Origin of the sequence: Priestia sp. TGN 0903, from assembly GCF_050846855.1 — a bacterium.
Lineage (GTDB): Bacteria > Bacillota > Bacilli > Bacillales > Bacillaceae_H > Priestia > Priestia zanthoxyli.
This window is the reverse complement of the sequence record NZ_JBOZGL010000003.1, coordinates 589,326-611,779: the sequence shown is the minus strand read 5'-3', so window position 1 is coordinate 611,779 and position 22,454 is coordinate 589,326. Positions and strand designations below refer to the sequence as shown.

The 22,454-nt window shown below is 39.3% G+C and carries 23 protein-coding genes and 1 other annotated feature; of the genes, 5 read left to right on the top strand and 18 right to left on the bottom strand.

All coding sequences use genetic code 11. The features are described from left to right. Positions 1–173 precede the first annotated feature (173 nt). Positions 174–1,208, bottom strand: coding sequence for a LacI family DNA-binding transcriptional regulator (locus tag ACRPLY_RS14160; protein ID WP_154992434.1), 1,035 nt, complete (start codon positions 1,206–1,208; stop codon positions 174–176). 333 nt (positions 1,209–1,541) lie between these two features. Here ACRPLY_RS14160 and ACRPLY_RS14155 point away from each other — a divergent pair, with 333 nt between their 5' ends. Both ACRPLY_RS14155 and ACRPLY_RS14150 read left to right on the top strand, forming a co-directional pair. Then, entirely contained in the window at positions 1,542–2,297 is a 756-nt protein-coding gene (locus tag ACRPLY_RS14155) for a hypothetical protein (protein ID WP_432231890.1), read from the top strand. A 65-nt stretch (positions 2,298–2,362) separates the two neighbouring features. Continuing rightward, positions 2,363–3,142 (top strand): class I SAM-dependent methyltransferase, encoded by a 780-nt coding sequence (locus ACRPLY_RS14150; RefSeq protein ID WP_432231889.1) that lies wholly within the window; start codon positions 2,363–2,365, stop codon positions 3,140–3,142. A 75-nt stretch (positions 3,143–3,217) separates the two neighbouring features. Here ACRPLY_RS14150 and ACRPLY_RS14145 read toward each other — a convergent pair whose 3' ends face one another. From ACRPLY_RS14145 to ACRPLY_RS14125, 5 genes are all read right to left on the bottom strand, one after another. Further along, positions 3,218–4,111, bottom strand: a complete 894-nt coding sequence (locus tag ACRPLY_RS14145; protein WP_325077833.1) for an alpha/beta fold hydrolase — start codon at positions 4,109–4,111, stop codon at positions 3,218–3,220. Positions 4,112–4,435: 324 nt separating this feature from the next. Continuing rightward, positions 4,436–5,572 (bottom strand): glycerate kinase, encoded by a 1,137-nt coding sequence (locus tag ACRPLY_RS14140; protein WP_325077821.1) that lies wholly within the window; start codon positions 5,570–5,572, stop codon positions 4,436–4,438. 20 nt (positions 5,573–5,592) lie between these two features. After that, entirely contained in the window at positions 5,593–6,861 is a 1,269-nt protein-coding gene (locus tag ACRPLY_RS14135) for a GntP family permease (protein ID WP_325077822.1), read from the bottom strand. A gap of 126 nt (positions 6,862–6,987) precedes the next feature. Further along, positions 6,988–8,085 (bottom strand): sugar diacid recognition domain-containing protein, encoded by a 1,098-nt coding sequence (locus tag ACRPLY_RS14130; RefSeq protein ID WP_325077823.1) that lies wholly within the window; start codon positions 8,083–8,085, stop codon positions 6,988–6,990. Next, positions 8,082–9,470, bottom strand: a complete 1,389-nt coding sequence (locus ACRPLY_RS14125; RefSeq protein WP_098999504.1) for a sigma-54 interaction domain-containing protein — start codon at positions 9,468–9,470, stop codon at positions 8,082–8,084. Before ACRPLY_RS14125 ends, ACRPLY_RS14130 begins: the two co-directional genes overlap by 4 nt. Before the next feature lie 321 nt (positions 9,471–9,791). Here ACRPLY_RS14125 and ahlS point away from each other — a divergent pair, with 321 nt between their 5' ends. Both ahlS and ACRPLY_RS14115 read left to right on the top strand, forming a co-directional pair. Continuing rightward, entirely contained in the window at positions 9,792–10,640 is an 849-nt protein-coding gene (gene ahlS, locus ACRPLY_RS14120) for an AhlS family quorum-quenching N-acyl homoserine lactonase (protein WP_098999503.1), read from the top strand. A gap of 54 nt (positions 10,641–10,694) precedes the next feature. Beyond that, complete coding sequence (locus ACRPLY_RS14115) at positions 10,695–11,879, top strand: iron-containing alcohol dehydrogenase (protein ID WP_432231888.1); 1,185 nt, start codon at positions 10,695–10,697, stop codon at positions 11,877–11,879. Positions 11,880–11,911: 32 nt separating this feature from the next. Here ACRPLY_RS14115 and ACRPLY_RS14110 read toward each other — a convergent pair whose 3' ends face one another. The 6 genes from ACRPLY_RS14110 to ACRPLY_RS14085 all read right to left on the bottom strand — a co-directional run bounded on the left by ACRPLY_RS14110 (position 11,912) and on the right by ACRPLY_RS14085 (position 16,936). Further along, on the bottom strand, positions 11,912–12,259 hold the full coding sequence (locus ACRPLY_RS14110) for a DUF805 domain-containing protein (RefSeq protein ID WP_063247793.1): 348 nt from the start codon (positions 12,257–12,259) through the stop codon (positions 11,912–11,914). A gap of 161 nt (positions 12,260–12,420) precedes the next feature. Further along, positions 12,421–13,422, bottom strand: coding sequence for a DUF3231 family protein (locus tag ACRPLY_RS14105; protein WP_325077826.1), 1,002 nt, complete (start codon positions 13,420–13,422; stop codon positions 12,421–12,423). A gap of 252 nt (positions 13,423–13,674) precedes the next feature. Further along, complete coding sequence (locus ACRPLY_RS14100) at positions 13,675–13,953, bottom strand: hypothetical protein (protein ID WP_028412968.1); 279 nt, start codon at positions 13,951–13,953, stop codon at positions 13,675–13,677. A gap of 115 nt (positions 13,954–14,068) precedes the next feature. Then, the gene (locus ACRPLY_RS14095; protein ID WP_325077827.1) at positions 14,069–14,980 is read right to left on the bottom strand and encodes an NAD(P)/FAD-dependent oxidoreductase; all 912 of its coding nucleotides are present in this window, start codon (positions 14,978–14,980) and stop codon (positions 14,069–14,071) included. Positions 14,981–15,160: 180 nt separating this feature from the next. Further along, positions 15,161–15,970: a hypothetical protein gene (locus ACRPLY_RS14090; protein WP_028412966.1), complete on the bottom strand. Its 810-nt coding sequence runs from the start codon at positions 15,968–15,970 to the stop codon at positions 15,161–15,163. A gap of 153 nt (positions 15,971–16,123) precedes the next feature. Then, positions 16,124–16,936, bottom strand: coding sequence for an amino acid ABC transporter substrate-binding protein (locus ACRPLY_RS14085; RefSeq protein ID WP_033579330.1), 813 nt, complete (start codon positions 16,934–16,936; stop codon positions 16,124–16,126). A gap of 320 nt (positions 16,937–17,256) precedes the next feature. Here ACRPLY_RS14085 and ACRPLY_RS14080 point away from each other — a divergent pair, with 320 nt between their 5' ends. After that, the gene (locus tag ACRPLY_RS14080) at positions 17,257–18,327 is read left to right on the top strand and encodes an LLM class flavin-dependent oxidoreductase (RefSeq protein ID WP_221816697.1); all 1,071 of its coding nucleotides are present in this window, start codon (positions 17,257–17,259) and stop codon (positions 18,325–18,327) included. Between the two features lie 293 nt (positions 18,328–18,620). Here ACRPLY_RS14080 and ACRPLY_RS14075 read toward each other — a convergent pair whose 3' ends face one another. The 6 genes from ACRPLY_RS14075 to ACRPLY_RS14050 form a co-directional block, all read right to left on the bottom strand. Further along, on the bottom strand, positions 18,621–18,977 hold the full coding sequence (locus ACRPLY_RS14075) for a DUF805 domain-containing protein (protein ID WP_221816696.1): 357 nt from the start codon (positions 18,975–18,977) through the stop codon (positions 18,621–18,623). Between the two features lie 51 nt (positions 18,978–19,028). Continuing rightward, positions 19,029–19,376 (bottom strand): DUF805 domain-containing protein, encoded by a 348-nt coding sequence (locus ACRPLY_RS14070; RefSeq protein ID WP_221816695.1) that lies wholly within the window; start codon positions 19,374–19,376, stop codon positions 19,029–19,031. A 274-nt stretch (positions 19,377–19,650) separates the two neighbouring features. After that, positions 19,651–19,725 carry a DUF4275 family protein gene (locus ACRPLY_RS14065; RefSeq protein ID WP_308124272.1) on the bottom strand — a complete coding sequence of 25 codons (75 nt, stop codon included), beginning with the start codon at positions 19,723–19,725 and terminating at the stop codon, positions 19,651–19,653. Further along, positions 19,695–20,060 carry a DUF4275 family protein gene (locus ACRPLY_RS14060; protein WP_325077836.1) on the bottom strand — a complete coding sequence of 122 codons (366 nt, stop codon included), beginning with the start codon at positions 20,058–20,060 and terminating at the stop codon, positions 19,695–19,697. The genes ACRPLY_RS14065 and ACRPLY_RS14060 overlap by 31 nt, the downstream gene beginning before the upstream one ends. Positions 20,061–20,144: 84 nt before the next feature. Continuing rightward, positions 20,145–21,374: an MFS transporter gene (locus ACRPLY_RS14055; protein ID WP_325077830.1), complete on the bottom strand. Its 1,230-nt coding sequence runs from the start codon at positions 21,372–21,374 to the stop codon at positions 20,145–20,147. Between the two features lie 67 nt (positions 21,375–21,441). Further along, positions 21,442–21,686, bottom strand: a binding site (T-box leader). A 42-nt stretch (positions 21,687–21,728) separates the two neighbouring features. Continuing rightward, entirely contained in the window at positions 21,729–22,343 is a 615-nt protein-coding gene (locus ACRPLY_RS14050) for an AmiS/UreI family transporter (protein ID WP_013057473.1), read from the bottom strand. Positions 22,344–22,454: the final 111 nt, after the last annotated feature.

Sequence of the window (22,454 nt, the reverse complement as noted above, 5' to 3'; positions counted from 1 at the left end):
AAAGAGTCCTAAAAAGCTTTTTCATCTACATACTTATCTGCCAATAAGTATGTAGTTTCTAGGGCTTTTTAACCTGCCTTTTTTATGATTTTTTCTATTTTTCTTCCCCCTTATCACTCTTTATGTATGAATTCTGCTTTTCTATCACCCCCTTTCAAGTTATAACTTTTAGGTTACTGCTTCTTGAGCAAAGCTCCGCAGCTTTCACGGTAAATTAGTTTGGTCGGCACCATGACTTTTAAAGGAATGGACCTGCCGCTTAACCGATCTACTAGCATTTTAACAGCCTGCCTTCCCATTTCTTCGGTATATACTTTAACTGTGGTGAGCGGCGTGCTCGCAAATGCTGCGACATCCACATCATCAAAGCTTACGATCGCTACGTCTTCAGGAACCTTTATATTTGATTGCTGCAGGGCACGCATCGCTCCTATCGCCATTGCATCACTTGCGATAAAAAATGCCTCAGGAAGATTTCCTTGCTTAATCGCTTGTCCCATCAGCTCATATCCTTCATTCATTGAATATTCGCCGACATAAACTTTCTCAGAATCGAACAGGCCTTTTTCATGCATAACGCGTTCAAAAACCGTTTGACGCTGATCTTCAATAATAGAACTTCCATTGATATAATGTTCTCTTTCTGTCCCTCCGATATAGCCAATTCTTTTATAACCGAGGTCAAATAAATGATTTAATGCATGTTTAGTAGCTTTCTCAAAATCAATCATGACCGAATCGTACAAATCCTCATCCGCTTTGTGATTGATAAAAACAATAGTATCTAAATGATTGCTCACTTCTTGAACCGTTTCTGGACTAACTCTTCCCACTACAATTACTCCATCAAGATCCTGCAGCAGCTCTTCTTGCTTCATGCCTTTTAGTCTAAATGACTTTACTGTAAAAATTTCTTTTTCTGCGCATTCACTCTCTATTCCATGGCGAATAGAAGAGAAAAAAGGGTCTACTAACTCTTCTTCAAGGGATTGAGCAAAAATGATACCTATCCTTGGAGCTTCTATGTCTTTTCCATTTGCCGTTCCTTTTCGTATCTTCACGGGCGTATATTGCAGCTCCTTGGCTGCATGAAGAATGCGCTCACGAGTAACCTCAGATACAGAAAGCGTATGATCATTATTTAGTACTCTGGATACGGTTGAACTGGAAACATTAGCGTACGCCGCTATATCTTTTAAAGTTGCCATCTTTTTACCTCTCTATTATAATCTTCTATTTTTACTAAATATTTATCTCTTATATTGGAAGAATAGCACATTAATAAAACGCTTTCAATAAATAATTTTAAAATTTCAGTAAATTTATTAAAATATCCTCCAAAATTCTTCATTTCTTTTGCTAGTTCCGCCGTTAAAGTGACAAAAAAGCCGCTACCACTGCCTTATTTTTATCAAACCGCACTAAAACTTAAGTAAACTTTTAGTAAATATTAATTTTTATAAGAATTTGTTCATATTTGATATAAAACGGTTTGTTGGGGAAAATAAAAGAAGAAATACTGATAAGGAAAGAGAGCGCATATGATTAGCAAACATTCTTATTTTCAACAATGTCTGCCTGCCCTTCAACAATTGCATAACATGAATTTCACGAAAGAACAGCTGTTGCAAAAAGACTTTTTAATCGGTCAAGAAAAGGAACTAAGCATGTACTACTCACCCCATAACGATTACATAAATCCAGACGCTCATATTTTCATTGCCGGCATCACACCAGGCTGGTTTCAAATGAAAACCGCTTTTAAACAATGCCTTTCCAGCCTGTCCCATCATCATCCGCTTGAACAAGTACTGTACGAAACAAAAAAATCCGCTAGCTTTAGCGGAACGATGAGAGTAAATTTAATAGACATGTTAGACAGGTGCGGCGTTCAAAAAGCGATCGATATAGACAGTGCCGCTGAGTTATTTGCTTCACAGCGAGATATGCTGCATACCACGTCCGTATTAAAGTATCCTGTGTTTTACAAAGGAAAAAACTATACGGGTCATCAGCCGCCAATTGAACGATCAGCGCTTCTTTCACACTATGCTTTTGAAGTGTTTCCACAGGAATTGAACGAAATAAAGAATCCATGCTTAATCATTCCGCTAGGAAAAGCAGTTGAAAATGTTTTAAGAAAACTTTCAAGTGAACCTTCGTTTTCTCGGCATACGTATTTATTTGGCTTTCCTCATCCATCCGGAGCAAACGGACATCGAAAACGGATATTTGAAGAACACCTAGGTGGATTTACGGAAATTGTGGAGGGGTGGGCTGTAAAAAAAAAGAGCTGAAACTAGTTTCAGCTCTTTTTTTGCTATAATTATGTAAAAATATACCTACACGGAGGTCCGCTTTTATGTTAACAAATTTAGAAGAATATAATAACCCTCTTTTATACGACGATGAAAATGAGCAGTATACAGAAGACGTTGCTTTTTTACTAACAGAAGCAGCTAAGGAAAGCGGAATAATCCTTGACTTAGCTTGTGGTACAGGACGTGCGACCATTCCATTAGCAAAAGCGGGACATTCACTGATTGGAGTAGATATTCACCCACCCATGCTGCAAGAAGCACAAAAGAAAGCAGAGGCTTTAAAGCTATCTGTTAAATGGGTAGAACAAGACTGTACCAAACTCGACTTAAAAATAAAAAGCGACTTTATTTATATCGTAGGAAATTCATTTCAGCATTTTCTAACAAATGAGGAGCAGCACGCCTTTTTAAGCGGCGTTTATACGCATTTGAACGACGGTGGAATCTTTATTGTTGGAATACGTTTTCCTTCTATAGAAGAGCTAACATCAACAGAAGCAGAAGAATATTGGAAAAGCTACCAAGATTCCGACACCGGATATACAACAGACGTCTACATAATCAGCCACTATGATGCCATCAAACAAATTCAGCATAATCTCACAACTAGAAAGATAAGAGATCACGAAACAATCATAAAAGAAATAACATCGAAAATAGATTTACGCTATACGTTCCCGCAAGAAATGGAACATCTTTTAGCACGTATCGGATTTATGATTACGAACGTCTACGGAGATTGGAAAAAGAGCGCTTTGACCAACCAAAGCACTCAAATGATTTACGTTTGTAAAAAACAAAGAGTTCATCCTACCCCTTAATGGCGGCTGCAATTTTTTATTTGCAGTGTCATAAAAAAGGAGACCCCTGGTTCGGACTCCTTTTTCTTAAAACCTTTATTTCTTTGTACTTGAATTAATAGATGTATCTATAAAATCATTCACATGTTTGCTCATTTCTCTGTACTTCGTCCAGTGTAAATAGTGATGACCTTGTAAAACAACTAGTTTTTGCGACGATACGTGACTTAATTGATTTTGGTAAAACGTAATATTTGATTTTCCTTCTTTTGCTTCTTTATCTATTTTTCTAGTAAAAATCATTACGGGTATTTTTGAAGGAAACGACATATCGAGAGTTTTATTTATATTGTTGTTCAGTTCTTTTGCTTCATCAATGACGTTTTTGTTGTAGCCTTTCCAGCTGGAGATTGCTTTTGTCATTTTTAAATTTTTTGCTGTATACGTTCCTTCTTCGGCTAGCGGTAGATACTGATTAGGACTAGTAAGCAGGGCTAAGCGAGCCACTCCACTTGGCGCTAAAACACTCATCAAACTTGGTATATTCGGCCCTTCTTCTTTAAAATAATCCAGCGCTTTTGGCAACGTAGGGTCTATTCCAATAATTGCTTTTACTTCATCTGGATATTTATTAGCGTAATACATGCTGTACACGCCAGAAACTGAATGCGGCATTAATATATACGGACCCTTTATATTCGATTTTTGCAAAGCTTCTCTCATTTCGCTTACACTATTTTCTACCGTACGTTTTTTATTCGTAGTATCACTCCATCCGTATCCAAATGGTTCTACTACCACAACTTTATTATCCTTCGACAGTTCATTTACTAAAGGTTCAAAATCCAGTGCAGGCGCAGTCGTTCCTAGGCCGGTTAGTAGTACAATCGTATTTTCCCCTTTACCTTTTGTATATACATGAATATCTCTGCCATTAACCTCTACTAATTGACCAATAGGCGGGTACTTTTTCTTTTCCACTGCCGTCATTACTTGATTCGTTACACTCCATATGATGCATATCCCCAATATAGCTACTATCACGTTTCGTAGAATCCTCAAGAACCTAAACTTTTTTTGCACGTTTACTTCTCCTTTCCGTAAGTAGCAATTAACAAGCAGATGCCAACCCTAGTGACTCTTTGTGACTGCTTACTTACTATGACGCTTCAGAAAACATTTAGTTCTATTTCCTATATAAAATTTAAAAGAATGATAGCAGCTTACTTCAGCACTAAACGAAAAAAAGGCCTCTTCTTATGGAAGAGACCTTTTACTATTTATTAAAAAAGAACAATAAAAACTGTAACTCCTTCACTTGATGCCTAAGCGTATAACTGACGCTACGTTTTTAGCCGTTCTTTCAATATTTTCATCAGCTTTTTCTAGTGCTTCTGACAGATCAACCGCTCCGGGCACGACGCTGAATAACGCAGAAATACCATGTTCATACACAGCTTCACTTCCCGCTCCAATGCTCCCTGCTATTGCTATCACGGGAACGCTATGCTTTTTTGCTGTTTTCGCTACTCCAATGGGGGTTTTCCCGTAAATGGTTTGACCATCTATTCTTCCTTCACCGGTAATGACAAGATCAGCATTCTTAATATAGCTTTCTAGCTGAGTTGCTTTAATGACTATGTCTACACCTGGCTTTAACTCCGCAGATAAAAATGCCAGCAGGCCGCCTCCTAGTCCTCCTGCCGCCCCGGCACCAGGAATACTTTGAATATGAATACCCATTTCTTTTCCAACAATCGCTGCGTAATGAGCTAAATTACGGTCAAGGTGTTTAACCATATCAGGAGTTGCACCTTTTTGAGGACCAAACACAGCGGATGCTCCGGTTTCACCCGTTAACGGATTGTCTACGTCGCACGCCACTTCTACTTTAACTTCAGCAAGCCGAGAATCCAAGTTTGTCAGATCGATAGAGGCTAACTGATCTAAACTGCCTCCTCCTTCTTTAATTTCTGCTCCGTTAGCATCAAGAAGCTTTGCCCCTAAAGCCTTTGCCATACCGGCTCCTCCATCATTTGTAGCACTTCCTCCGATGCCAATAATGATATGCTTCACTTTATGATCTAACGTTTTAAGAATGAGCTCGCCCGTTCCTCGCGTTGTTGTGATAAGCGGGTTTCGTTTATCGACAGGAACATGATGAAGGCCTGAAGCGGCTGCCATTTCAATAACAGCCGTGTTGCCGTCTCCAAGAATTCCGTAAAAAGCTTCCACCTCTTTATCTAAAGGTCCGGTTACTTTAGCTTGTATAATTTGTCCGCCCGTCGCGTCCACAAGCGACTGAACGGTTCCTTCTCCACCGTCTGCCATAGGTACTTTACTAATCTCCGCGTCTGGAAAATGAGCTTTTATTCCTTTTTCAACCGCTTCACAAACATGCAAAGCCGTTAAGCTTTCTTTAAATGAATCCGGTGCAATCACAATTTTCATAGAAACACTCCTTTTTGTTTTTACCCGTATAGCTTTAATACACCAAATATAAGCGTGGATACAATTGCCATAATGAGTCCAATCAGCGATTCATAAGGGATTAATTTTAAACGTTCTTTTATTTTCATATTTACACTTCCGCCCGTTGCGTGGAAAAAGCTTCCGTGCGGAAGGTGATCAAGTACGGTTGCTCCGGCATGAACCATAGCAGCCCCGGCTAAAGCAGAAACGCCTAGCTCTAAAATCGTCGAGCCAAAAACTTGGCTTGCGACTGCTGTTCCTGCAGTTGTCGAAGCGGTTGCGGCTGACATAAAAATACCTGAAACCGGAGCTAAAACATAAGCTGGCAATCCAATGGCAGACAAGCCTTGAATAATCACGTCTTTTAACTGAGAGTTAGCAATGATTCCTGCTAATGTCCCCGTTCCAAACAGCATAATGGCTACACCTGACATTTTCCCTAACCCTGAAATAGCGTATGTATTAAGCTGTTTTCCTTTTTTCATCACAATGGCACCAACAATCCCTCCTGCGGGAAGAGCAACCATCGGATCAACATTAATATCAAAAAGCGGACGCAGCGCCAGCAGGACGATGGTAACGATTGGCGCTATGATGGCTGTTAAAAACAGCGGCAAGCTGCTTGCATCCACTGTATCTATTTCTTCAGCTTGAACCATTGTTCCTTTTTTCACTAATCGTTTGGCTACTACATAAGTAGCTGCTACGCCGAATATAGCGGGAATAATCCCTGCGGCCATTACGGATGTAAGCGGAATATTAAATGCATCTGAAGCAGCAATGGCGTTAGGATTAGGAGACATTAAATTCCCTGCCTTTCCTCCTCCGATCATTGCTAGTAAAATAGCAGGCTTTGACATACCCGTACGTTTCGCAATAGCTAAAGCAATAGGCGCCACTGTGATCACAGCCACATCAACAAACACGCCTACTGTGGTTAGAATAAGTGTGGCTAGCGCTAGAGCTAAAAGTGCTTTTGTTTCCCCGAGTTTTTTCACAATGGTTTCTGCTATAACCGCTGCAGCACCTGATTCTATTAATACGCCGGCTAATACCCCAGCTGCAAGAATCCGCAGCACTGCAGGAATGATGCCTTGCGCTCCTTCAATCATTAAAGTAACGGTATCAGCAATATTAACTCCGCCTATCAGTCCTCCTATTAAAGCTCCGGCTATCATTCCGTATGCAGGAGCCACTTTCTTTAAGATTAATATAATGGCAATTACTAATGCACAAATCGCGCCTAATGCGCTTACTTGAACATCCATAAAGCATCCCCTTTCTTATTTCTTCTATCCCCAGTGCTAATTGTAAGCGCTACCTTTAATTCTTTCATTAGTCATTTCAACAAAAAAAGACCTTGCTATCGCAAGATCTTTTATGCACGTGCACAATTATGAAATTTTAGATAGCAGCATGGCTACATATAGTTCAAGAAGGTCTTTTACTTTCCTTGGATCTTTTCCCGTAATATCTTGAATTTTATCTAAACGGTAGCTTAGCGTATTTCGATGAATAAAAAGCTTTTTAGCTGCCGTGCTTCCTTCGCCATTTTCTTCTATGTAGATCGTTAACGTTTCGATAAGCTCTTTTTTCTTATCATATTCCTTAAGCTTTTCATAGTATTGCAACAGATCATGATTTTCTTGAAAACCGGCGCGTTGACGTAACAGTACGGGAATTTGATAATCCGAATAGCAGTAGAAATCAGCTTCTGGATGAAGCTTTGAACCAACCGAAAGCGTATCTTTTGCCTGCTGATACGATACATGAAGGCCTTTAAAGTCAGCTTGAACAGATCCTGCAGATAATTTATAAGGACAACCAGACGCACGAAGCTGCTTTTCCAGCTGTTCAGCATAGCTGCTAGCGCTGCCCGCTTCTATAGATTTTAATATGACTACTCCGTCTGGAAGCATAGCGTATAGATCATTATTAGCTATGTATTTCTTTACAACCTTCATAACTTCATGGCGATTTTCAGCTTTAATAATTAGTGCCATTCTTGGAAGGTATAAGTTAATATTAAACCGATTCGCTCGTTCAAAAAATAAGGAATCCAGCGGCTCTTCTTGTTGAAGAAGCTGATGAACCACCTCTTCTTTTAATCGTTCATCCCACTGAATTTCCTCTATTAAAATCATTTCTTGAAAAATCATTTCAGCAGCCATACGCACAAGCTCTCCGTAATTACTAATCTGTTCTGGCAGTCCTGTTAATCCCACGACTCCAACAATTTCTCCGTTAAAGAAAATAGGCAAATTCACGCCCGGTTTGGCTCCGCGCAGCGTGTCAGCCTGCTTCTGAGTAATTTCGTAGGAACTGCCGTTTTTTAATACCATCAACGCTCCTTCGTGGATTTGATCCATTCGATTTTTGTCACCAGACCCAATAATCACTCCTTTTTCGTTCATTACGTTAATGTTGCAATCAATAATCTCCATTGTTCTATACACAATTTTCTGAGCTAATTCTTTTGTTACGTATCTCAAGCCTGCTCCTCTCTTTCTTTACATTCCCATCTTTTTAGTTTCTTTATTAAAGTAGAATGATCGATACCTAATTCTTTCGCTGCCTGCCGGAGTGATGGACAATGTTGAATAGTCTCTTTAACGAGTCGCTGTTCAAACTGCTCCACTTTCTTTTTTAGAGGTAAATAATCACATTTTTCATCTTCATGATAAGTATGAAAAGGTAAATGATGGGCTTCGATTGTTTCTCCAGGAATAGACACAATCATATTCTCCACCATATTTCGAAGCTCTCTTACATTTCCTGGCCATTGGTAAGCTTCTAATACTTGCTTCGCTTTATTTGATATGCGCTTTTGGACGTAATACAAGCTGCAAAAGTAGGAAACATAATGATCAACCAGTAAACTGATATCCTCTTTACGTTGAGATAGAGGCGGAAGGCTGATTTCGACTACCTTTAAACGGTAGTATAAATCTTCACGAAACCTCCCCTTTTTAATAAGCTCTCCTAGATGTTGATTTGTTGCCGAAATGATTCGTATATCGATACTTTTTGTTTTAGTTCCTCCAATTTTCTGTACCTGCTTTTCCTGTAACACTCGAAGCAGTTTCACTTGCAAGGAAATCGGCATTTCACCAATTTCATCAAGCATCAAGGTTCCGCCATCAGCGAGTTCTAACAGTCCTATTTTCCCTTCTGTTCGAGCGCCAGTAAAAGCTCCCTTTTCATAGCCGAACAACTCCGATTCTAGCAACGGCTCAGGAATGGCTCCGCAGTTCACTTTAATAAATGGCTGATTGTTTCTATCGCTTGAATCGTGAATAAGGTTAGCGACTACTTCTTTTCCGGATCCTGAGGGACCTGATAGAAGAATACTTGTAGGAAACGGAGCTACTCGTTTGGCTTGCTGATAAACCAAGTTCATCCTATTGCTTTGAAACACTAGGGGCTGTTCCGAGCCATTCACTTTCACAGCGTATTTATTTGCATTCATATGCGAAAACTCTTTTACCTTTAACAGCTCTTTTTTAACTGCGTTTAACTGTGTAATATCCTGTACAGTGGTCACAACGAGCTCTATTTCACCTTGTTTGTTAAACACTGGATTTCCTGTTACCATAACGTCTCTTTCGCTTGAAATGGTTTGCATAATAGAGCGCTGCTGTTTTTCTACTAACACAAGTAGGGAAACAGATTGATCAATATATCCTTCATCGATAACGGTTTGCATATGCTTTCCTAATACGTCTCGTTTATTTGTTCCCGTGATTTTTTCATAAGCTTCATTTACATATATCGTTATTCCCTTTTTATTTACTACATATATTCCGTCCGTAGAGAATTCAATGATGGCCTGTAACGTTTCGTTCGTCAAATCTTTTTTCCCTTTAAAAGAAGTCATTGTTTCGCATTCCTTTCTTATGGTGAATTCCCGCCAACATATGTTGAAACTTTTCACCACTAACCATTCAATGCACAATAGCCTTTTTCCTTCTAAAAGCGGTGAATTTTTTCAGCACTTGGTTATAAGAACCGAGGAAAACGGCGCTAATATTTACTTTTCAAATACTGGCATAAAAATTGCAGTTTAGTATGTTGAAAGAATAGGAAAGAGTCTATCCATTTTAAAAAGGATTATTCTCTCCAGCATATAGGGTAAATGTAGTATAAAGCTATTTTGAAAGCGCAAACAAAAATCCAACTACGTTTAGGAGGCTATTATATGTGTAATATTATCAAACCTAACCCAAAGCTTTATGTGATGGACAACGGCTCGATGCAAATGGATAAAAACTGGATGCTTGCAATGCATAACCCAGCAACTGTTAAGAACCCTCAGGCACCTACGGAATTTGTAGAGTTTCCAATTTATACTGTATTAATTGATCATCCTGAAGGGAAAATTCTGTTTGATACAGCCTGCAACCCTGAATCAATGGGACCACAAGGGCGTTGGACTGAAACAACTCAACAAATGTTTCCTTACTCCGCTACAGAAGAATGTTATTTACCAAATCGATTAGAACAATTAGGGGTTGACCCTAAAGAAATTAAATTTGTTGTTGCCTCCCACCTTCATCTTGATCATGCCGGCTGCTTAGAATTGTTCACTAACGCCACTGTTATCGTTCATGAAGATGAGTTAAACGGCACTCTTCAGTCTTATGCACGCAATCAAAAAGAAGGTGCTTACATTTGGGCTGACATTGACGCCTGGATAAAAAATGACCTTCGTTGGAAAACGATTAAACGAAACGAAGATACCATCAAACTGGCGGAAGGAATTAATGTCTTGAATTTTGGAAGCGGACATGCTTGGGGTATGCTTGGTCTTCATGTTCATTTGCCTGAAACAGGTGGCATTATCTTAGCATCCGATACAATCTATACAGCTGAGAGCTATGGTCCTCCTGTTAAACCACCCGGTATTATCTATGACTCTCTTGGATATGCAAACACGGTTGAACGTATACGCCGTCTAGCCTACGAAACTAATTCGCAAGTTTGGTTTGGTCACGATGCAAATCAATTTCAGCAGTTCCGCAAATCTACTGAAGGTTATTACGAATGAAATCAAGCAGCTGCTTAATATAAAAAAATTTTCTATAAATCGGAGGGCAAACAAATGACCATTTCAAAACTAGTTTTCACCCCTCACAGCTACACAGGATGGGGATCACTTCAGCAACTGCTTCCGGAAGTAAAAAAATATGACCCTGCTCATATTTTAATCGTCACAGATCCAGTGTTAAAAGACATTGGACTTGTAGATAAAGTGAGTGCTCCTCTTATCCAAAATGGATACGAAGTAGATGTATATGCAGATACGGCACCAGAGCCGCCCTTAGCGCTTGGTGAAAAACTCGTATCTTACGCAAAAAGCCGAAAATTTGATTTAGTCATTGGAGTTGGCGGCGGTAGCGCATTAGATTTAGCAAAACTTACGGCCGTTTTAGCCGTTCACGACGGAGCTGTAGAAGAATACTTGAACTTAACTGGCACAAAACAAATTACGGAAAAAGGGCTTCCGAAAATTTTAATTCCCACCACTTCTGGCACAGGTTCAGAAGTAACGAATATCTCTGTGCTGTCTCTTGAAAGCAGCAAAGACGTCGTGACCCACGACCATTTGCTTGCGGACGCCGCCATTGTAGATCCCGAGCTTACGCTGAGCGTTCCTTCTAAAGTAACGGCGGCTACAGGGATTGATGCATTAACTCATGCCGTTGAGGCTTATGTATCGGTAAATGCAAATCCAGTAACGGACGCCTTAGCCCTAAAGGCTATACGCATGATCAGCTCTTCTTTAAGAACAGCTGTAGAAAATGGCGAAGATAAAGAAGCGCGAACTCAGATGAGCTACGGAAGCTATTTAGCAGGTCTCGCTTTTTTTAACGCTGGTGTTGCTGGTGTTCATGCACTTGCATATCCATTAGGTGGACAGTTTCATATTTCTCACGGTGAATCAAACGCCGTACTGCTTCCATACGTTATGGGCTATATCCGCAGCAGCTGCGTGACAAAGATGCGGGATATTTTTGAAGCACTAGGCGGAAACGCTACTTCTTTATCAGAAGAGAAAGCTTCTTATCAGTGTGTAAAACAACTGCAGTCACTTGTTAAAGACGTCGGCATTCCTCAAACCCTTCGCGGATTTGATATTCCAGAAAGTGCCCTTCAAAGGCTGACAGAAGATGGCGTCCAGCAAAAACGAATTCTTGCTCGCAGTCCTTTACCTCTTCATGAAAAAGACATACGAGCCATTTACCAATCGGCTTATGATGGAGCTATAGTGGAATCTGTGCACTAAAAAACTCCCCCTTATATAAGGGGGAGTTCTATTTATGCTGCTTTGGCCGTTGTACCAAAACGATTTTCTTTTGGATCGCTAGGCTGGCAGAATAACACAATTAGCCAAATACCGCCGATAAGTGGAACCAATGTAATAAGCTGCCACCATCCGCTTTTTCCCGTATCGTGGAGTCTTCTTGCTCCTACCGCTAACGATGGGACTGCAATCAATAACGAGTAGATAACCGGCAGAAAAAGAGGCTTATCAATAACGAACTGTATGAAAGACAGAATAAATGAAATAACAAAGTTAACTAACACAAACATCCAGTATTCAGTTCGGCTTGCTCGACCAGAAAATACCCCGTAATTTTTTAACACCTTTATGTACCATTTCAACTACAACATCCTCCTTTTTTATCATATAATTGTAAATTTATAGTTTATATATCCTTTTTATTCAAAAAACAAACCGTTAAATGAACAAATAACGACATTTTTTATCCAAAAGAAAAAACTTCTTTAAAAAAAAGAAGTTTTCTTCATATATTATGCTTTTTCTATTTAATCAAATCATTTCGGTCTTCCATACTTGGCGGTTCCTCAAGCCATCCGTTTTTGGCCATGATTTCCCCCCCGTCTTGCCCGTATGTTAAAATGTCTTTGGCCGTACTGACAAGTGTAAGAGGAAGATCTCCACGCAAACTAAAGGCAGTGCCTAAAGCGTTGCTTCCCAGCCCGAAACTGCAGAATAAACTCACGCAGTACATCATTAGTTTATCTGAAAAAGGCGCTATTTTTGACTCGGTCGCTTTCGCACCCCACGTCGCAGGCGTCTGGATATCGCTCTCTAGAAGAATTTTGCTATAATCACTTACAACTTTTTTAGCCAGCTCTTTTCCTTTTACAAAGTACTTCTTCACTTCAGGTTCATTTGCTACTTGAGCGAACCCTGTAATCATTTGCATGCCAAGAACGTTGCTTTCAATTGCATAATAAATATGTGCTACCTCTACAGTATTTAATGCCCGTTTACTCGAAAACAAATGGATTCCATTCATATAATCTGTGCCTTCAGCAAACTTCGCTGTTTTAGGTACTGAAACAGCTGGAGGTCTTGGAAGCACGTTTTTTTCCTGAAGATAATCTACACATTTGTCATAGCCACTTTGCGTGAAAGCGGTAAGCTCTTTATATAGTGAAATCATGTCTTTTCTGTAGGACATGGTTAAATGAAGCGTATGTAGCCCCATGCTAATTTCTTTTAAAAGGCGAAGAAACATAATATCAAACATCTTATCATAAAGCTTAGGAACACCGACATTTACGTCTTTTTCTGTGTATCCTACCGGTATGGCTGCCCCTTCATTCTGTAAAATTTTTTTGATATCTTCAATGTAGTTCACCACTTGCATATGCGTATCTTGCATAATTTCTTTTGCCCCGTCATCTTCTGCGTGCGCAATAAAATATTCTAAAATTCTTCGGATCATTGTCTTTTGCTGATAGGTCATCCAAAGAGTAGCAATTTCACTTGAACTTAAGGGTATTTCTTGACTCATACACTAAACCTCCTGCTAGGGATACATAGAGCTCTATTTATTCAAAAGTCGGCATCTGTACAAGTGAAGATTGTATTCTACTTTAACGTTCATTCACGTAATCAGATACAAAACTCTGTCTCTTCCTCAATTAATTCTGCTTCATTTACTATGCGCAAACTGGAAGAATTCTATGTATTTCCCCTTGCTTTTAAATGGAGGAAACAAAAAAAGCCCCTTTCCATTCAAGGCGCTTTTTCAAAGAAAACGGTTTTATTCCGTCGTATCAGAAATTCTTTTGTAACTTCCGCACTTTTTTAGATATTGAATAATATCTTGATCTTTTACACGCTGGATAGCTGTTCCGAACAGTTCTGCTGCTACCTGCATGCGTTCATGTTTATGTTCAATGGTCATAATATATCGAAGCGCATCCACAACCGGTGCATTGTGACGTGTACGACGAGTTATGTACTCGTGAATGGCTTCATTTAACCCTTCCGATTCCGCTTGTTGAAACTCAGGTTTTCTTACTGCTTGACTATATACCACTTTTTTGCCACTCCTTCTTCTCATTTTTAATCATTTTTTATCTCTCTTTTATTTCCAGTTCCCTAACAAAAAGGAAACAAAACATGCAATCTTAACTTTTTTTATAAAAAAACAATTATTTTTCATAAAGCTCTAACAAGCGTTTGTGTATCCAAATAGCGGCTTGTAAACCTTCTCCCATCGCTACTGTCACTTGTTCAGAATGAGCCACAATGTCTCCTGCTGCCCACACACTTGAAACATTTGTTTCTTTTGTACGCGGATTTACGATAATGTGCTGATTTTCTAGAAGTTCTACTCCCAGCTCATGCGCTAATTCTGTTCGAACTTTATTTCCTCCGAACGCTAAAAAACCTCTTTCTCCATAAATAAATTCATTGTTTTCGAGGATGACTCCTTTTAACATTTCTGCTTCAGTTATGACTTTTTTTATTGCCCCTTCTTTATAGGTAATTCCCTTTTGCATCAAAGTATCTGCTAAAGATCCAATCTCTTTTTTGTCATGATTAATGTACGTAATTTCATTTGTCCAATATGTTAACGTAAGAGATAAACTGGCTCCTGTTTTTCCCGACCCTAGTACTAATACCCTTCTATTATTTACTTCGTACCCATCGCAGTCGGGACATACATATACCGTTTTTCCCATACAGTGATGTAGCTCTTGCTGAAGTTCAGAAGGAATCCGATCTACGACTCCGGTCGCAAACAATAAAGTAGCTGCTTCGTAATTAGCAGATTTTGTGATGACGTTAAACCCTTCTATTTCTTTTTGACACTGTATGACACGATCTTCTGTAAATTGAATGCCGTAGCTTGTTGCTTGCTGCCTTCCCATTTCTCTTAGAGTTTGCCCGCTTATTCCCTCAGGCCATCCCAATATATTTTGATAATTTTTGCAGAGATTGGAACGTCCATCGTTTGAATCAATAACCAATACACTGCGCTTATATCTTCCAAGCTGAATAGCGGCTTGAAGTCCTGCAATTCCTCCACCTATAATGACGCAGTCATACTTGTCTGCCACAGCACATCACCCCAGCTTTTACTATTTTCTAAACGAAAGCTTCAGTTTTTCATTATCTGTTTTTCTATTATTTTTATACGCTTTATTGTCTTTATTTTTTGAAGTCATTCTACATACAAAAAACCGCCTCGGCAGCTGGCCTGCCTAGAGACGGTTTTTTATAAAATGAAAAAGACGCTATTACTCATTTTTCTTTCCTGCTTCTTTTTCATTAATTTTAGTAATCAAATCTTCTTTATATACTTCACTATCTTTCCCGTAGCGTAGACGACTATGACAGTTGGGACATAGTGCCGCAGCGTCCTTTGGTTTAGCGAGTCCGCTCTCTGAAAGCTTTGAAAGATAGTACATTTGCAAAAAGGAGCTTCCATCTTTTGCGATAAACGGCGCGCTTTCTCCGCAGGCTTCACAAATACCCGCTGCGCGTTTGTGAACATATTGTCCAAGAGCTGCCGTTTGTTCATAAATACTTGTCTTTTTTTCTTTCCCTAACGCCATATGACGAAGCTGTTCAGTTGAATAAGCTGAAACATCCAGCTGTGCTGCTTTTTCCTCAATCACGGAATTTCGTTCAAGTTCAAAAATAATGGCTTCACGCAGCTCTCCGTCTGAATCCCACATAATTTCTAATTGATGATTGATATACGTCACTTCATCAACAAACTCGACCACTCCTGGCTCCACGTAGTGAAACAAATAAACGGCTTTTCCTGATAAAAAATGTTCACGAAGCGCTTTATTGCCTTTAATGAGCTGCATCGATCCTCTTTGGCCTTCCCCCGTATAGAAAAAAGCGGTTTTATCTTTGTTCCATCCGTGCCCTGTACCGTATTCACTTCCGCTTTCTTTTGTGAAAATAAAAATATATGGATGCGCTTTCGGCGTTGATATTTCGCTTTGTTCCTGTCCTTTATAAAGCTTATGAATTTGTTTTCTGCGATAACGATGTCCTTTTTGAAAGAAATCTCCGCGCTGTAAATCCGTAATCAATGAATGGCCTCCTACTGCGGTTCTGCTTTTATAGTACTTATAGCTCTACTATACACTAATTTTTGTTTTCTTTGCAGATCGTTTCTTCTATCTATTGGATTTATATCATGCAAAAAAAGCAGCTGTATGGACAGCTGCTTTTTTTTGCTATAGTCAATTTTGCACCGTGTAGTCTTCTCCTAGCCATTTTGTGCTGAGTTTTTTTAACGTCCCGTCTTTTTTCAGCTTTTTAATCGCTTGGTCAACTTCTGACTTTAACTTTTCGTCCTTTTTGTTAAACATAAAATACACTTTTGAATTAATCACAATATCTCCAACCGTTTTTTGCTGAAATTTTAGCGCTTGATTGCTAAAATCGATGGAAAATGGCGTCGCAAGCGTAGCATCTGCTCGGCCTGTTTTTAATTGAGTGGTAGCATCATCCGCACCTTGACCGGCGTAAACTACATCGATTTTATTGCCGTGTTTTTTATTATATTTGTCTAGATAGACAGCCGCATTGCTTGTAGCTCCTACAATCATTTTTTTCCCTTCTAAATCTTTTAATGAATGAATATCATTTCGAGTTTTAGGAACTGTTACATAAAGCGGAGAATAATTATATGTTTCATCATTAAATAAAAACTTTTTCTTTCGCTCAGCGTTCTGAGCCATGTTATGAGCAATCATATCAATTTTATTACTTTCTAAGCTAAGAAGCAGATTTGAAAATTCCATCGTTTTAAATTCAAATTTATAATCCTTTAACTCTTTGTCGATCGCTCTTACTACTTCTACATCATAACCGGTCAGTTTGCCTTTATCATCAATAAAGCAAATGTTAGGAAACTGAGTGCCCGTTCCAACAACAATCGTTTGAACATCTTTTTCTTTCTTTTCTCCCGCACTTGAAGATGCGTTTGTTCCGCATCCTGCCACGCTCACAGCTACTACAATTGAAAGTAAAAACAGCCAATATTTTTTCATACGTTCCTCCCCTGAATCCCTCTATTATGTAATAAAAAGAGGCTCTTGATAAAGCATCTGCTTCATCAAGAGCCTCTGGTTAACCAGTGGGCTTACTTCGTGTAAGATTATTCACATCATAATACTAGTTAACCGATAAATCAAGTAGGTTTTAGAAAAAAGATTATCTTGACAGCTCAGTGTCTACCGCTTAAGATACAACTAATAAAACAATAAAACTACATATCTACCAGTCAACTGGAGGCAAATGGACACGACAATATGTGTACGTTTGCTTTTTTTATTGTCGTCCAGCATTTTATCTTTTGGAGGTAAAACGTATGAAATTTGCTTTATTTAGTCTTATTCAAAATATCCCGAACCCGGTTACTGGAGAAACATTAACTGCTCAAGAAAAATTTCAGCATGTGTTAAATCAAGCAGTGCTGGCCGAAAAATTAGGTTTTGATGCTTACGGAGTCGGCGAAAGACACGGAGCTCCTTTTTTGTCTTCTTCTCCTCCCGTTGTTTTAAGTGCAATCGCTGCTAAAACGTCACACATTCGTCTTCTTACTACCGTTACCGTTCTAAGCATTTTAGATCCTGTACGAGTAGCTGAAGATTACGCAACGCTTGATCACCTGTCGGGTGGACGGCTTGAACTGATTATCGGAAAAGGCAATGACCCGCGTCATTATCCGCTTTTTGGCATTACAGAAGAAGAACAATGGGAGTCTCTTGCTGAAAGATACGCTCTTTTGAAACAGCTTTGGACAGAAGAAAATGTCACGTGGAGCGGCCGTTATCGTCCGCCTTTAACTAACGTTACGACTCAGCCTCGGCCGTTTCAGCTTTCTATTCCCGTTTGGCATGGAAGCGCGTCAAGCCCGCTGTCTACAGAACTTGCAGCTAAATACGGAGAGCCTCTATTTTCATCCAATTCTTTTCACCCTCAGGCTAAATATAAAGCGCTGATTGACCATTACCGCGAACGTTTTGCTTATTATGGCCATGACCCACGCAAAGCCATCGTCGGTTCAGGGGCAAGCAGCCTATATATTTCTAATACAACGGAAGAAGCGATTCGCCGCTATCGTCCATACTATAACGCATTTAGCAATACAGAAGCAGCGAAGCATAATCAATCGCCATTCACGTCACTAGAAGACATTGTTCAACACGGCCCTGCTTTAGTAGGAAGCCCAGAGCAAATCATTGAAAAAATAATAGACTATCACCATGCTTATGGAAACGAAGTGCTGAGCATCAGCGTAGACGGTCTAAGCGAAGCAGAGCAGCGCGAACAGCTAGAGCGCTTCGCAAGTGATATTGCACCTGTTCTTCGAAAAGAAATTCCCGGCAGCGTGTGGGAAAATGAAAAAAGAGGCCAAGGCCAAGATATAACGAAATGAATCCAACCTAAAGACGAACAAATGAGATAAATGAGCTGAACCGCTTATGACACCGCCGTTGATTTCCGTGCAAGGCTTCGCTTTCCGCGGGCGGCGCTAGAAGAACCTATACACATAAAATTCACGTTCACCATCACACTATGAAAAAATCCGAACTAATTGGATTCTCCATCAAGAATCTCAATTAGTTCGGATTTCCCTTCAACTAAATTACTTTTGTACCAACCTCTTTTTAATTAGAAACAATTCGCACGTTTAGTTTACTAACTTTTTAAACTAATAAACTACTCTGGTCAAGAAGCCTGCGTGTCTGTGTCGTAAATATTGGCTGTTACTTCGCTTCTTTGACAAAGTAAGATGAGCAGCCAAATGCCTCCGATAACTGGAACAAAGTTAATTAAATACCACCAGCCGCTTCTTCCCGTATCATGCAGGCGGCGAACAGTAACTGCAAGTGAAGGCAGAATCATTGCTGCTCCGTAAAGTAATACTAAAATAACTCCAAATACTGCAAGTGAATCGATAAAAACCAAGATATATGGAATGATCATAAAGATATAAGCAAATAATGCAAACATCCAATACTCCGTACGCGTTGCTCTTCCTCGAAACGTCGCATAATTTTTTAACGCTTTTATATACCAGTACATTTTTAAACCCTCTCTTTGTTTATTAAATTAAACTACCTAACCGTTTAAGTCCTACGCAACTTTATTAGGTACATCAAAACGATTTAACTGCGACTCACTTCGTAGACAAAGAAGAATTAATAGACAAATACTTCCGGCAATCGGAATAATAGTAATGAGCTGCCACCAACCGCTTCTTCCTATGTCATGCAGGCGGCGCGCTGTCACAGCAAGTGATGGAATGAAGACTGCAACAAGATAAACTATACGCAAAAACGGAGGCATATCTGTTATAAGTTCAATAACTGAAAGCACACACCATATAATAAAATTAAATAAGACAAACATCCAATACTCTTTACGTGTTGCTCTTCCTCGAAACGTTGCATAATTTTTTAGCACATGTAAATACCATTTCATACAAAAACCTCCTTTTTAAACCGAATTTTGTAAGATAAGCTTACTAGCAGTAATTACCTTAGCATACAAAAAATTATTTTTATATCCTATTTTTTGAAAAAATCCCAAATGGTAATATAGATATAGGGGATAGATGGATAATAATTAGTAATAAATACCCAAAAATCCCGAAACAAAAACCATTTTATACTTATAATTACTTTTAATTAATAAAATGTTCTTTTATAACAAAAAAAACTGCCGTGTCAATAAACACGGCAGACGCTATCTTTACTTATGTTCGGTAAAAGTAAGGTCCACATGAACTTTCATGCGTAATCACATAAGTCCACGTAAAATCTTTATCCACCACGTATATAAATACATATTTGTATTTCCACTCAAATCAGTGGTTGATAAATGCTTACATTTAGATAGATGCAGCACTCGTTCATCATGCTCAAATAACAAATAACAGTCGTTCTTAACTTGGTGCTCAAACGTTTGGATCGCTTGTTCTCCTTGCAAGCAAGGAAGCTTTTCATAGCTAAACGCATGCCACAAAAATTCATCCATATAAATTTTCTTTTTTTGCGATGCGCTTAAAGCACTTGCAAATTCATGTTCCCACTGCTTTCGGAAGAGCTCACCTTGATTCGGTAATTTTTTAACAAACATTCCTTTTTTCTTTAACGCATCTTTCATTTTCACTATGCTTTCTCATCCTTTATTCTGTATTCATTTCTTTTTATCGGCTTCTTAGCTTATTTGTCCATTAGTACCTATGCGTTAGATTCCTTGTTTTTTGACTAAACTTATTTTATAAAACGCCGGCTTTAACGTGCACAAAAACAGTACAACCGTACTTAAAAGCATAACCAGGCTTCCACCAATTACAGCTCCTTGAATTGAAACAATGTGTGCAGCCATTCCGCATAGGAAGGTCATCATAATAATTAGCAGTGACTCAAGCAGTCCATAGATACTTCCTACTCTCCCCATCATGTCAACGGGAATGCTGTTTTGATAAAAGGTTTGAAAACCAGCACTTGCAAAAGCTAACGCAAAGGATAAGCTAAAAAATCCCGCTCCAATAGTTTGAAAAGAAGACGAACACGCATACAGCAAATAGCCAAGCGATACTCCTACACTGCCGGCGCCTATGAGAAAGTTCGTCGACAGCTTCTGAGCAAACAGTGTATTCACAACTGCGCCAATCATAATGCCAGCACCTGCTACGCTTACTAAAAATCCGTATTCGCTTTCGGATAAATGAATGACTCTTGTTGCAAATGAAACTTCAAGAGAATCAATTGCCGTGGCCATGACCATTAAGAAACTGAACAATACATAAATGGTGATAATGTATCTGTTGGCTCTACTGAAACGAAACACCGCTTTCCAATCTTCTCGAATGGTGTTTACAGAGAGTTTATTTTCTTTAGTTTTTGTTTTTATATCTAAGTTAGGCATTAATAAAGTAACCATTCCTGACAACACGAGCGCTGCAGCATTGGCATAGATAGCAAACGCGGGCGTTCCAACCATAAATAACGCACCTGCTGCGGCCGGACCAAGAAGAAAGCCTCCTGAGTCAATCAAACTGCGCAGCGAATTAAATCTTTTTCGCTTTTCAGTTGGAATAAGCTTTGTAATATAGACCATCGATACCGGACGAAACATCGAACTTGCCATACTGATGATAAATACCAGCACATAAATGATCAGTATGGATGAGAAGAGCGGAAGGCAAGCAATGACCCCGGCGCGCATCCAATCTAAAAACATCATAAGCTTCCGTTTGTTCATGCGGTCAATTAAGCTTCCAGACCATATATTTGTACATAGCGCAGCAAGCGGCTTTATCATGTATAGCCCTGAAATCGCAAGCGGCGAATTCGTCATATCAAGCATCATGACATTTAAAGCGATCAAATAAATCCAGTCGCCGATATTGCTAGTGCCAATTCCAAACAGCAATAAACACGGGTATTTCCAAGACAACAGCTTACTTTTCATAAAAGAAAGGCCTCCGCTTCACTATTGATTTTTGTCAATAAAAAAATCCCACCCCCAAGACATGTGTCTTAGGGGCGAGATTATGAATCGCGGTGCCACCCTAGTTTGTTCATATGTCGCCATATAAACCTTGTCGAGTACGGCTCTCGCTTATACTCTAGCTTTGTAACGGAAGCAGCCGTCGCACTATCACGTTAGATCCAATGCGCTGCTCAGAGGCTTGCTTCAACAGCGTTTTTCTTGCTCCTTTTCAGCTTCCGGAGCTCTCTGCTAAGAATACGCGCTGTCTACTTTTCTCTTCACGGCATTTAATTTCTAACACCTTACCATTATTATCTATTTTTTGTAAATACTTTATTTCAAAATCATTTTTTTCGGCTGAGAAAAGAATAGTCGGTATCCTACGTATACAAAATAAATGATGGAAGCTACCAGCACGATTCCCCACATATTGTACATATCTTTATTTCCCCATACGCCCGTTAGCGAAAACAGCGCTGGAATTGTTAAGGTAACCCACGACTGTACAATCGCCACTTTCCCTACATATGCAGATACATCTTTTTTGCTCGTATTAAGCACATAAAATAAAAACCATAAAAACGACCAAAGAATCCATGTAATGGCGTTTACGACGTCATGATAGTGAACAAGAGAAACCGTCACGTACACTAAAGCGATAATCGATACCCAAAGTGAATAGTAGCCCAGCCCCGTTCCCTGCATTCCTTTTAATACCGTCACGCCTACATATAAATACGTAAGGCCAAATAAAAAGATTGCCGTTCTTTCATATAAAATCCAGTTGCTTTGGTCTGACGTAATAATTAAATAAAACGGAACAATAACTTGAAAAGCTCCAACAAATAAGTTAAATACGCCTACGTTTTTTTCATCTGCTTTTCCAAGCAGCATGAGTCCGTTTAAAAATAAAGCTGCTCCTGACAGCAATAGTCCAATTTGATCCATTTTTCAGTAAGAAAAGCCCCCAGCTTTTCTTGTCCTCCTCTGTGTCGATGTTTTTCTTTAGGATGTGCGGAGTTACGGTTTACATGTAAAAAAGAAAAAGCACTTCCTTTT